Consider the following 11428-nt stretch of genomic DNA (forward strand, 5'->3'; position numbering starts at 1 on the left):
TAATTACAGTTCTGCCAATGCTTTATCAAAACCGGCGGTATCTTCTAAAGCGAATACCGACAGTGATTTTTGAATACGGCGATTTAAACCACCTAATACTTTACCGGGGCCACATTCTACAGTTTGCTCTATACCGGCTGCCACCATGGTCTCTACACAGCTTACCCATTTAACCGGGCTGTAAATCTGCTGCACTAATAATTCTTTGATTTTTGCGGGGTCGGATTCGGTTTGCGCATGCACATTGTGCACTACCGGAATTTGTGGGCTTAGCAACTCTAAACCGGCAATCTTTTCGGCTAGCTTAACACCGGCAGGCTGCATCAAAGAAGTATGGAAAGGTGCGCTTACCGGTAGCGGCATGGCACGCTTAGCGCCAGCCTCTTTACAGGCAACTATGGCAGCATCTACTGCTGCAACCGTACCCGCAATCACCACCTGCCCTGGGGAATTAAAATTAACCGCCTCAACTACGCCACCGGCTGATACATTTTGACATATATCCAGTATCACTTGATCATCCAAGCCCAGCACCGCGGCCATAGCGCCCTCACCCACGGGCACAGCCGTTTGCATAAACTGGCCGCGATCGCGCACCAAGGTCACGGCATCGGCAAACTGCAAGCTGCCCGCACAAACCAAGGCAGAAAACTCACCCAAGCTATGGCCGGCCATTAACGCAGGTTTAAGCGCACTTTTTTGCTGCCAGCAACGCCACAACGCCACACTAGCGGTAAGTAAGATAGGCTGGGTGCGCTCGGTAAGATTGAGCTGCCCCTGCTCGCCATTTTGCACCATATCCCAAATATCGTAACCCAAGGCTTCAGAGGCCTCGGCAAATGTTTCTTGGATCACTGGATAGACTGCCGCCATACCCGCTAACATCCCTATTTTTTGCGAACCCTGGCCGGGGAAAACAAAAGCGACTGATGAGTTAGACATATTCCAAACCTTTAACCATTGTTGTTAACTTAATGAGAGTGATAACTGCTGCTCTATGGCGGCCAGCATATTACGCTCAACCTCAAACAAGGCCTGCTCTATGGCACAGGCAAAACTTTCAACACTACTATTGCCGTGGCCTTTTACCACCACGCCTTTTAACCCTAAAAAGCTAGCGCCATTATATTGATTGGGATCCAGCTGCTTAAAAACACCCTTTAATAGTGGCTGGGCAAACATCGCCCGCAACTTACTACGCCAATTACGATTAAGCTCCGCTTTGATTAAAGCGGCGATATGTTTAGCCGTGCCTTCACAGGCTTTAAGGGCAACATTACCGACAAAACCATCGCACACCAATACATCAAAGCCACCCTCAAAAAGTGCATTAGCTTCGATAAAGCCTATGTAGTTTAAGCTCTTATCATTACCGATTAACTCGGCGGCTAATTTTACTTGCTCATTACCCTTAATGGCTTCGGCACCGATATTCAACAACGCTACCCGCGGCCGCTCAACCTGATGAACCACTCGACAGCGGGCCGTAGCCATGAGTGCAAAGCGGTGCAACTGGCTGGCACTACTATCAACATTAGCGCCCAAGTCCAACACATAGCCACAACCTTCTTTGACTGGCATGGCTTTGCAAATAGCTGGTCGCTCTATACCTGGCAAGGTGTTTAACACAAAGCAGCCCGCCGTCATTAAAGCGCCGGTATTACCCGCACTCACTACTGCATCTACAGTGTGCGCCGCTAATAAATCTATGGCTACACGCATAGAACAATCGGCTTTTTGCCTGAGTATGGCGCTGGGCTTATCGCCCATGGTTAATACTTGGCTGCTGTGTTTGATAGATAATCTGTCGTGATCACGGCCAGCTAAACTTTCACGGATGCGAGCTTCATCGCCAACGAGAACAAGTTCTAACTGCGGGTATAGGGCTAGGGTTTGGAGTGCTGCAGGGAGGGTTGTGCGGAGACCGAAGTCTCCGCCCATAGAATCAATTGCTATGCGTACTGATGACGCCATGCTGATTCTTTAAATTTATTAATCGTCGCTTTCAACATTGATGACTTTTTTACCGCGGTAAAAGCCATCAGCTGTAACGTGGTGACGACGGTGCGTTTCACCTGAAGTAGGATCTACAGATAATGTAGGACCGGTTAATGCATCGTGTGAACGACGCTGACCGCGACGTGAACGGGTTACTTTACTCTTCTGAACAGCCATGGCTATTAACTCCTGAAAACTACTTTCTGAAAATCGTCGTTACTTATCAGAGCGTAATTGCTCTAACACTTTAAACGGGTTGTCTTTAGGCTCTTCCTTTATAGGGGCTGCATCAGCCTCTCCAAAAGAGCGTGTCACTTGCTTACAACTATCTTTTTCATGATAGCTGACTATGGGCAGGCTGAGTATTAACTCCTCCTCCACGATCTCAGCAAGATCAGTTAACTCTTCACCAACTATTAACGGGTCCAGATTTTTAGGCAACTGCTTAGCCTGATCATCCGTCCAAACTATTGCTAAAGTAAACTCTGCCGCCACATCTATAGCTACAGGCTCTAAGCAACGCTGGCAAACCACATTAACATGAGCAGCTACTTTTCCATCTATGCGGCGTTTACGGCCCTCATCGATAAAAAACTGCAGCTCTGCAGTGATACTCCCCTCATCATTTGCTAATAACGACATTAATCGTGGCATGGCCGCTGGACTAAAATTACTGCTAATTTCAGCGCCTTTGACGGTCAATTTCCGGACATCAATCTGACTTGGCAAGGGGGCGTTTGACATAAGCGCGCAATCATAGGGATGTAGCGGCTAGCTGTCAAAGAAAATACACAAATAATGGGTAATTACGTAGGGAAATCAGTTACTTCTCACTATAATCATGGCCAAACCACCGGATTGAGCGCTATGAACCCACTAATACTCGCCTCCAGCTCCCCTTATCGCAAGCAATTACTGCAGCGGCTGGGACTCACTTTTAGCTGCATCAGCCCCGATATAGACGAAACGCCACTACCACAGGAAAGCGCTGCAGAATTGGTGGCTAGACTAGCTAAGCGCAAAGCCTTAGCTATTAGCGCCAGTCACCACGAGCACCTGATTATCGCCTCTGACCAAGTCGCCGCGCTTAATGGGCACATACTAGGCAAGCCAGGCAATCACGCTAACGCAGTGCAGCAGCTACAACAGTGCAGCGGCCAAGCTGTGACCTTTTATACCGCGCTGCATGTTTTGAATAGCCAAACCGGACATTCACAACACTGCGTAGAAACCTTTACCGTGTATTTCAGGCTGCTCAGCCAACAGCAAATCCAACGCTACCTCCATAAAGAACAACCCTACCACTGCGCTGGCAGCTTTAAAATGGAAGGCTTGGGCATCTGCCTCTTTGAAAAAATGCAGGGCGACGACCCCAATAGCCTGATAGGCCTACCTTTAATACAACTCATCAACATGCTGACCAAGGAAGACATACCCATTCCCTAGCACCCTAACGAAAGCCTGCTAAACCCACGCTAACAACTCAGCAAAACTATCTATGCACGCCAAGGGCTGATGCTGTAACAAAGAGCGCCTACCGTGCGCGCCATAGCTAACCGCAACACTGGCAACAGACGCATTGGCCGCCATCTTTAAATCATACTCAGTATCGCCCACCATTAATGCCTGCTGTGGCGGCACTGAAAACTCAGCCAACAATTGATTAAGCATTAAGGGGTCAGGTTTAGAACGCGCCTCGTCGGCGCAACGGCTGGCATCGAAGTAGTCCTGCCAACCCAGATTAGACAACACCTGGGTTAAGCCTTTACGACTCTTACTAGTCGCCACCGCTAAGCTATGTCCGCACTCGCGCAACTGAGCCAACACTCGCTCAACATCTGGATACAGCGCACAGGGTTGCTGATCAGCCTCTTTAAAATGGGCAACATAAGCTTGACTCAAGCGCTGCCCATCCGCCAGCGACAGCTTGGGATATAACTGCTGTATTGCTACCGGCAACGACAACCCAATAATAGCCTTAATAGTGGCATCATCCGATGCTGGCAACTGCATGTCCTTTATAGCCAATTGCATACAGCCAACAATCTTGGCCATAGAATCCATTAGCGTGCCATCCCAATCAAACACCAGTAGCATTAAGGCTGTACCTTCAAGCTCTGCAACAGGCGATCAAGGCTAGGTTCCAGCGGCGCCTCCACAGTAATACTATCCTCTGTATCAGGCAGGCAAAAAGTCAGACTGGCTGCATGCAAAAACAATCGCTTTAAGCCTTTATGCTTAAACTGGCGATTATCCTCGGGGCGACCGTATTTTTCATCACCCAATAACGGGCAGCCAGCGTGCAGCGCATGCACGCGTATTTGATGGGTTCTACCAGTAATAGGTCTAGCCTCTAGCAAGGTGGCGTCGCTATAGCGTGCCAGCACCTCAAACTGAGTGCTCGATTTTTTACCCTCAGGGGAAACATTGACCATGCGCTCACCGGACTGCAAGCTCACCTTTAATAAAGGCGCAGACACCATATTGCACCTTTTCGGCCACTGCCCCGACACCAATGCCTTATAGCGCTTAACAATCCCCTGGCGTTCACGCAGGCAGTTTTGCAAATACTTCAACATGCTGCGTTTCTTGGCCACCATGATGCAGCCCGAGGTATCCCTATCCAGCCTGTGCACCAACTCCAAGAACTTCGCCTGCGGCCTGATTACCCGCAAAGCCTCTATCAGCCCTAAGCTAATACCACTACCGCCATGCACAGCCAAGCCCGAGGGTTTGTTCACCACCAGCAGCGCCCCATCTTCATAGAGCACGGCATTTTCCAGTAAATCAGTCAGGCTGTCAGACACTGAGGTAGGCGCGGTGCGCTCAGCCACCACCACCGGTGGCACCCTCACCAGGTCATCAATGGCTAATTTATACTCAGGTTTCACCCTACCCTTGTTAACCCGCACCTCGCCCTTGCGCAAAATTCGGTAAATCCTTGATTTTGGGACGCCTTTTAACTCACGCAATAAAAAATTGTCTATGCGCTGCCCCTCATGGGCATCAGTAATTGTCACAAAACGGACTTTTGGCCTGTTCTCTGTCTGCTTCTCTGGCTTGCTCTCAACGGGACGCTCATTCATTAAACATAGAACCTAAGTGTTTGATGTAGCTAATATTTACTGCTATAGTCAGCCGGCGTTAGTTTAGAGTAGGTTTCAGACTCAGCCTCGGCAACACAAAACGGCCCTGTGTTGAGTAAGCAAGAAATACCCCTAACTAATACTTTGTTCCTGCAAATATGAAAACAGTTGATCGAATTGATCCTGATAATGCAGCGGCAAATAAAGAAAACTATTTTACGCAGTTGTCATAAAAAGGTCGCGACATATTTTATCGCAATTCACGACAGACAACTGCTTTTATTAACAACGTGGGCAAATTTGCTGCATTGTTGTAAGAGATTTGAAAACAAAAGCGCAGATAAACGCACAAGGCGAAAGCAAACGGTGGTCAAATACCTCCACCTAGCCAGCCTAATTTTTATCAGTAAGATTGCATTTTAAAAAGTGGTAAAACCGTTAACCAATAAGTTAACCGGCCACAGAAGCGGCACACAATAAACAACAATTGCATGAGGCTATTTATCCAAGCAGCCCTGCTACAGTAAAGTCCGTGAACGAGCGTTAATACACTATATAGATCAGTAACTAGATCGATAGCGCCCGAAAAATGCGATGCAAGTACCTTGCATCAGCTATAAAAAGCAATCCTGCGACGCTTTCTATCAAATTTATTCCAACCTTGTTTTGCAAATCCCGCTTTATGGATTTGTATTAATTATGAAAAGAATGTTAATCAACGCAACTCAACCCGAAGAGTTGCGCGTAGGTCTAGTTGATGGCCAACGCCTGTACGACTTAGACATAGAAAACCGCACCCGCATTCAAAAGAAAGCCAATATCTACAAGGGCACAATCACCCGCGTAGAACCCAGCTTAGAAGCCGCTTTTGTCGACTTCGGTGCTGACCGCCACGGCTTCCTACCTTTAAAAGAAATTGCCCGCGAATATTTTTACCGCTCCCCCAACGATGTTGACGGCCGCTTTAAAATTAAAGATGTGGTAAAAGAAGGCACCGAAGTTATCGTGCAAGTTGATAAAGAAGAGCGCGGCAACAAAGGCGCAGCACTCACTACCTTAATCAGCTTGGCAGGTCGATATTTAGTATTAATGCCTAACAACCCTAGGGCTGGTGGTATCTCTCGTCGCATAGAAGGTGACGATCGCAACCAATTACGCGACTCTATGGGCGAAATGGAAATGCCCAACGGCATGGGTGTTATCATTCGCACTGCCGGTGTAGGCCGCAGCAGCCAAGAGCTACAGTGGGATTTAGACTATCTAGTCAAACTATGGGCCGCGATAAAAGACGCCACCGTAGACCGCTCTGCTCCGTTTTTGGTATTGCAAGAAAGTAACGTGATTATTCGCGCCATACGCGATTATTTACGTGACGATATAGACCAAGTGCTAATAGACAGCCCTGACGCCCACAAAGAAGCCTATGACTTTGTCAGCCAGGTCATGCCGCACTACCAGCACAAGATACGTTTATACAACGATCCCGTGCCACTATTTAACCGCTACCAAATTGAAAGCCAAATCGAAACCGCCTTCCAGCGCGATGTGCAGCTACCTTCTGGCGGCTCTATAGTCATAGACCCCACCGAAGCCTTGGTATCTATAGACATCAACTCTGCTAGAGCCACCAAAGGCGGCGATATAGAAGAGACCGCACTGCAAACCAACTTAGAAGCAGCCGATGAAATCGCGCGCCAATTGCGCTTGCGTGACATGGGCGGTCTGATTGTTATCGACTTTATAGACATGAACCCGGCCCGCAATCAACGTGCGGTAGAAAATCGCATGCGCGATGCCCTAGCCATAGACAGAGCCCGCGTCCAAGTAGGCCGTATCTCTCGCTTTGGTCTATTAGAAATGTCACGCCAACGCCTGCGCCCGTCACTGGGTGAAACCAGCGCCACGGTATGCCCACGCTGTACTGGCCAAGGTACTATACGCGACACCAACTCACTGGCCCTATCGATACTGCGCTTAGTGGAAGAAGAGGCTAACAAAGAACGCAGTGCCGAAATTCGCGCACTAGTACCGGTAGAAGTCGCCTCATATCTGCTTAATGAAAAACGCGAACCTATACACGCTATAGAGCAACGCACCAACGTGCGCGTTGTCATTGTACCCATCGTGCAACTTGATACCCCACACTTTGAAGTACAGCGCTTACGTGACGACGAAGTGGGTAAAAAAGTTGAACTCAGCTATGAAATGCAAACTGAACAAAACATAGATGCCGGCCCACCGGTTAATGACGTCGCCATAGAACAGCCAGAGGCTGCCATCAAAGCCGTGTCACAACAACAGCCTGCTCCAATTGCTGCAACCGCAGCTCCTGCTAGCAAGGCGCCAGCCACGGCCAGCGCCTCAAAACCTAGCTTACTGGGCAAATTGGTCAACATCTTTTTAGGCAAAGCCAGCGAAGAAGCCAGCGTTAAACCTGCCGTAGAAAGAAAACGCCCTAGCAGCAGCGATAGCAACAATAGAAATCGCAATAACCGCAATCGCAACCGCAGCAGCAATAGCAATAGCAATAGCAACCGTAACCGCGATAACGACAGTTACAGTAGCAATACTGATGCGGCCGACAATGCCGAGCAAGATAGCAGCAAAAACGAATCTGATCGCAACAAAAACCGCGGCAGAAATCGCAACCGCAACAAAAACCGCGACAGAAACGAGCAAAGCTCAAGCAATACGGTAGACAAAGCGGTAGAAAGTGTAGAAAACGAAATCAACGTCGAAGAAAACACAGCATCAGAAAATAGTAGCAGCGATAAACCCCAGCGCCGTCCGTCTAACCGTCGCGGCAGAACCGGTCGCCGTCATCGCGGTGAACGCGTAGAAAACACCAATGCCGAAGCAACAAGCACCGAAGCAGCCGTTAGCGAAACACGCACTGCCCCCGTGACTGAACCCGAAGCAAAGGTAACAGAGGCAGCAAGCCCAGAGGCTGAACAAGCACCTACCGCAAACAAACAACAAGACGAAAAAGCTGCAACTATTGAGCAAACAGCTGCCGCAACAGTCGCCAAGCAACCCGTTAGTGTTACTGACGATAGCGCAAGCGTAGTCGAAACCGCGGTCGCTGAAGCTCCCACTAAGCAAGCAGATAAACCCACAGCAAGCACTACTGAAGCCACCGCTAAGGTAACGGCTGAAGTCGTAGCAAAGCCTGAAGCCAAAGCGAAAGAGCAAGCTGAAGTTGCTGTTGACGCTGAAGCCGCAACGGAACAAAAAGCTGAACCCGCCAAAACCGAAGTTGCCGCAGCAATCGCGCCCGTCGTAACAGCTAGCAAAGCAGCGCCTGCAGCAAACACGGTAAGCAGCAGCGCAGCCAACGCCAGCAAGGTGAATGTAGCTAGCTTGGGACGCACGTCTAATGACCCTAGAGAGGCGCCCAAGCCTGTGCTAGAAGTCAGCATAGACAGCAAAGTTATTAACATCACCACCAGTAACGCCCCTGCAGCCGCACCATCTGCAGACAAGCCGAAAGTGGAACGTAGCATCAACGACCCACGCCTTAGTCGCTAAACGTTAAAGCACTGATAAAAAACCCGGCCACCGTGCCGGGTTTTTTATTGCCGCAAACTATGGCGAATGCCCAAGCTTACTAAACATTTAGTTAATAAAAAAGCCCGTACTGCTAGCAGTTACGGGCTTCAAATAACGGCACTGCGTGGTAATGGGCTATAGGGATAACATCACCCTGCAGGCTACAAGCCCCTCTTGGCTGCGCAGCCCTACACCCTCGCCCGCCACCAACGCCCATCACCACTAAGCTTGCGGCAATAAAAAAGCCCGTACTGTTACCAGTACGGGCTTTAAAATAATGGCGGTGGGGCAGGGAGTCGAACCCTGGGAACTTGCGTTCGCCGGTTTTCAAGACCGGTACTTTAGACCACTCAGTCACCCCACCGCATGTCACTGATGGGAATGATTTTGCACCCCTAGACAGCAGGCAGAATTATACATAGGTTTTACTAGCAGACAAGCCTAAAGCTGATATTTAAGGATAAAAACACTGAACCGGCGTTGATTTGCTTATGTTTTGAGCACTGTTATTTTTTTAGTCGCGATATAAGCGAACTAGCCCGTAAAACAGCTCTTACAACACCGCTAGGTCCCAAGTTAAGATCTGAGCACGAAGCAGCTTAGCCAGCCACTGAACAAATAGCTGGCGCTTTTGCCCACAACTAGCCGGCTATTAAAATCTGCAGCAACAATAACAGATCAATACGTAATAGCGCTGAGGCGTTAAATAAACGCAAGGCTTACCAATAGAGCAGCATTAAAAATACAACAACGCATAATCAACAGGCAAAAAAAGGCCGCAAAAGCGCAAGCACTTTTGCGGCAACCCTACATTCATAAGCCCTCGCAGGCTGACAAACTACAACTAAAAAGATAACTGTATTTAGCTGATTTAAAGACTCTAACAAACTGCTGTAAACATCACATAGCGATGATGTGAAAAGTTGTAAAATTTTGCAGCTATACTCTCTCTGTTACATCCTCTCGCCAGAGTAAAACGCGCCTCCCTTAAGATAGCGGTTATAGACATTTTTTTTGTCCACAACTCAATTCATTGCTATTAATAATGATATTTTTCACACACGCCAATATCTGGCATTGAAAAAGTAAATGGAATGTAACGGCAGAGTAAACTATGCTTACAAACTAGATACCTGGAACCGCAAGATTATGCATACCCTACTGTTAAATCTTGATATATTTGGCCTATAGAATCTTAAAAAATCCATTCCTTAATAATAATGACCCTTTATGAATGATGCCGCCGCTGTACTAATCGTCGATGACGACCCCATCACCCTAGAGAGCTTAGCAAGCTATTTTGAAAAAGAAGGTTTTTCTGTATACCCCGTTAGCACGGCAGAAGAAGGCGAAGAAATACTCGCTAAAACCCCCATAGACTTGGTATTACTAGATATACGGCTACCGGGTAAAGACGGCCTCACCCTCACCCGCGAGCTAAGAGTGCGCTCCGAGGTAGGCATTATACTAGTCACCGGCCGCCAAGATGAGATAGACCGCATCGTCGGCCTAGAATGCGGCGCCGATGATTACATCACCAAGCCCTTTAATATGCGCGAAACCTTGGCACGGGCAAAAAACCTGATTCGACGGGTGCAGCACAGCAAAATCGCCACCCAAACCAGTAATGAAGAAAGCGCCATTAAACATTTTCACAACTGGACTCTAGACCTAAACCGCCGCGTACTCATCGATAGCGAGCAGGAAGAAACCTCCCTCACCCATGGTGAGTTTCAATTGCTCATCGTTTTTATCAACAACGCTGGTCGCACCCTCAGCCGCGATCAGTTGATGGATCAAATCCGTAACCGAGAATGGGTGCCCAGCGATAGAACCATCGACGTTCTAGTCGGCCGGCTACGGCGCAAAATTAAAGATGACCCCGCCAAACCCAGCATGATTACCACCATACACGGCACCGGTTATTTATTTACCCAAACCAGCGCCCCTATCCGCAAACCATGAAATTGAACACGCTTATTGGTAGCTTGCTGCTGGTTTGGTTTAGCAATCTCGGCCACGCTGAGCCAAAAAAAAGTATTAGCTACTGCGATCATGCCTCCTATCCACCACTGTCGTGGCTGAACGGTAATCAACTAGCTGGTGTCACCAAAGATATTATTCAACATGTTTTTAAAGAGCAAAACTACCAAGTCACCCTGTATGTATTAGAAAGTTGGAAACGCTGCATGCTGGAAGTGGAAAAAGGTACTATCGATGTTGCTGTGGCTTTTAAAACCCTAAAGCGTTCAAAAACATTTGCCTTTAGTCAAGAATATTTAATCGAAGAAAATATTGCTATTTTTGTTAACAAAAATAGCAGCTTTAACTTTGATAGCTGGCAAGATTTGCAAGGCAAACGCGGCGGCATGGTATTAGGCTACAGCTATGGCGATGAGCTTGATCATTTTTTGGCAAGCAACACGGTTATAGAACGCGTTTCCAGTAATTTTCAAAACATCACCAAGCTGGCGCTTAACCGCATAGATTTTATGCCCTTTGAACGCGAGAGTGGTCTATTACAAGTACAAACTCACGGCTATGAATCGGTGATAGTACCGCTGGAAAAATATGCCACCACCGACCACCTATACCTAACAACCGCCATTAATAATCAAAAAATTCTTCAACTGATGCCACAGCTAGATAAAAGTATTAAAGCCTTAAAAGACAGCAATGCCATTGCTCGTTTTACCCAGAAAAGCCGACAGCAATATTTGCTAGCCTACCCGAAAGGCACTAGCCTCAGGCCGCAAGCGCCTGCCGACTTACAACTGTAGCAACACGACTGATGA

10 protein-coding genes and 1 tRNA gene are annotated in these 11428 nt (G+C 48.0%); 4 read left to right on the plus strand and 7 right to left on the minus strand.

Annotation, left to right across the window (positions count from 1 at the left end; translation table 11 throughout):
- Nucleotides 1-3: 3 nt before the first annotated feature.
- The 4 genes from fabD to B067_RS0111865 are packed head-to-tail and all read right to left on the minus strand — an operon-like array spanning nucleotide 4 to nucleotide 2640.
- A complete protein-coding gene (gene fabD, locus B067_RS0111855) occupies nucleotides 4-942 on the minus strand; it encodes an ACP S-malonyltransferase (protein ID WP_026244606.1) in 939 nt (312 codons plus the stop codon).
- 24 nt (nucleotides 943-966) lie between these two features.
- The gene (plsX, locus tag B067_RS0111860; protein ID WP_035802000.1) at nucleotides 967-1974 is read right to left on the minus strand and encodes a phosphate acyltransferase PlsX; all 1008 of its coding nucleotides are present in this window, start codon (nucleotides 1972-1974) and stop codon (nucleotides 967-969) included.
- Between the two features lie 18 nt (nucleotides 1975-1992).
- A complete protein-coding gene (gene rpmF / locus B067_RS21675) occupies nucleotides 1993-2175 on the minus strand; it encodes a 50S ribosomal protein L32 (protein ID WP_083921415.1) in 183 nt (60 codons plus the stop codon).
- 39 nt (nucleotides 2176-2214) lie between these two features.
- Nucleotides 2215-2640, minus strand: a complete 426-nt coding sequence (locus B067_RS0111865; RefSeq protein WP_019530307.1) for a YceD family protein — start codon at nucleotides 2638-2640, stop codon at nucleotides 2215-2217.
- Between the two features lie 225 nt (nucleotides 2641-2865).
- Between B067_RS0111865 and B067_RS0111870 the strand changes: the two genes are divergently transcribed.
- Nucleotides 2866-3444, plus strand: coding sequence for a Maf family protein (locus B067_RS0111870; RefSeq protein ID WP_026244607.1), 579 nt, complete (start codon nucleotides 2866-2868; stop codon nucleotides 3442-3444).
- Nucleotides 3445-3462: 18 nt separating this feature from the next.
- On the opposite strand, the gene B067_RS0111875 is transcribed toward B067_RS0111870, so the two are convergent.
- Both B067_RS0111875 and rluC read right to left on the minus strand, forming a co-directional pair.
- Nucleotides 3463-4095 (minus strand): HAD-IA family hydrolase, encoded by a 633-nt coding sequence (locus B067_RS0111875; protein ID WP_019530309.1) that lies wholly within the window; start codon nucleotides 4093-4095, stop codon nucleotides 3463-3465.
- A complete protein-coding gene (gene rluC / locus B067_RS0111880; RefSeq protein WP_051083848.1) occupies nucleotides 4095-5084 on the minus strand; it encodes a 23S rRNA pseudouridine(955/2504/2580) synthase RluC in 990 nt (329 codons plus the stop codon). The genes B067_RS0111875 and rluC overlap by 1 nt, the downstream gene beginning before the upstream one ends.
- 699 nt (nucleotides 5085-5783) lie before the next feature.
- Between rluC and rne the strand changes: the two genes are divergently transcribed.
- Nucleotides 5784-8612, plus strand: coding sequence for a ribonuclease E (rne, locus tag B067_RS0111885; protein WP_026244608.1), 2829 nt, complete (start codon nucleotides 5784-5786; stop codon nucleotides 8610-8612).
- A gap of 299 nt (nucleotides 8613-8911) precedes the next feature.
- Here the strand turns inward: rne and B067_RS0111890 are convergent.
- Nucleotides 8912-8997 (minus strand) — tRNA-Ser (locus B067_RS0111890).
- 866 nt (nucleotides 8998-9863) lie between these two features.
- Between B067_RS0111890 and B067_RS0111895 the strand changes: the two genes are divergently transcribed.
- The gene (locus B067_RS0111895; RefSeq protein ID WP_019530312.1) at nucleotides 9864-10598 is read left to right on the plus strand and encodes a response regulator; all 735 of its coding nucleotides are present in this window, start codon (nucleotides 9864-9866) and stop codon (nucleotides 10596-10598) included.
- A complete protein-coding gene (locus tag B067_RS0111900; RefSeq protein ID WP_019530313.1) occupies nucleotides 10595-11413 on the plus strand; it encodes a substrate-binding periplasmic protein in 819 nt (272 codons plus the stop codon). The genes B067_RS0111895 and B067_RS0111900 overlap by 4 nt, the downstream gene beginning before the upstream one ends.
- Nucleotides 11414-11428 lie beyond the last annotated feature (15 nt).

Origin of the sequence: Dasania marina DSM 21967, from assembly GCF_000373485.1 — a bacterium.
In the GTDB taxonomy this organism is placed as follows: Bacteria; Pseudomonadota; Gammaproteobacteria; order Pseudomonadales; family Dasaniaceae; genus Dasania; species Dasania marina.

What these genes read in the sequence shown, in the direction of transcription:
- B067_RS0111900 (WP_019530313.1), top strand. Translation starts at nt 10,595, where the DNA reads ATGAAATTGAACACGCTTATTGGTAGCTTGCTGCTGGTTTGGTTTAGC.
- B067_RS0111895 (WP_019530312.1), top strand. Translation starts at nt 9,864, where the DNA reads ATGAATGATGCCGCCGCTGTACTAATCGTCGATGACGACCCCATCACC.
- fabD (WP_026244606.1), bottom strand. Translation starts at nt 942, where the DNA reads ATGTCTAACTCATCAGTCGCTTTTGTTTTCCCCGGCCAGGGTTCGCAA.
- rne (WP_026244608.1), top strand. Translation starts at nt 5,784, where the DNA reads ATGAAAAGAATGTTAATCAACGCAACTCAACCCGAAGAGTTGCGCGTA.
- rpmF (WP_083921415.1), bottom strand. Translation starts at nt 2,175, where the DNA reads ATGGCTGTTCAGAAGAGTAAAGTAACCCGTTCACGTCGCGGTCAGCGT.
- B067_RS0111870 (WP_026244607.1), top strand. Translation starts at nt 2,866, where the DNA reads ATGAACCCACTAATACTCGCCTCCAGCTCCCCTTATCGCAAGCAATTA.
- B067_RS0111865 (WP_019530307.1), bottom strand. Translation starts at nt 2,640, where the DNA reads ATGTCGTTATTAGCAAATGATGAGGGGAGTATCACTGCAGAGCTGCAG.
- B067_RS0111875 (WP_019530309.1), bottom strand. Translation starts at nt 4,095, where the DNA reads ATGCTACTGGTGTTTGATTGGGATGGCACGCTAATGGATTCTATGGCC.
- plsX (WP_035802000.1), bottom strand. Translation starts at nt 1,974, where the DNA reads ATGGCGTCATCAGTACGCATAGCAATTGATTCTATGGGCGGAGACTTC.
- rluC (WP_051083848.1), bottom strand. Translation starts at nt 5,084, where the DNA reads ATGAATGAGCGTCCCGTTGAGAGCAAGCCAGAGAAGCAGACAGAGAAC.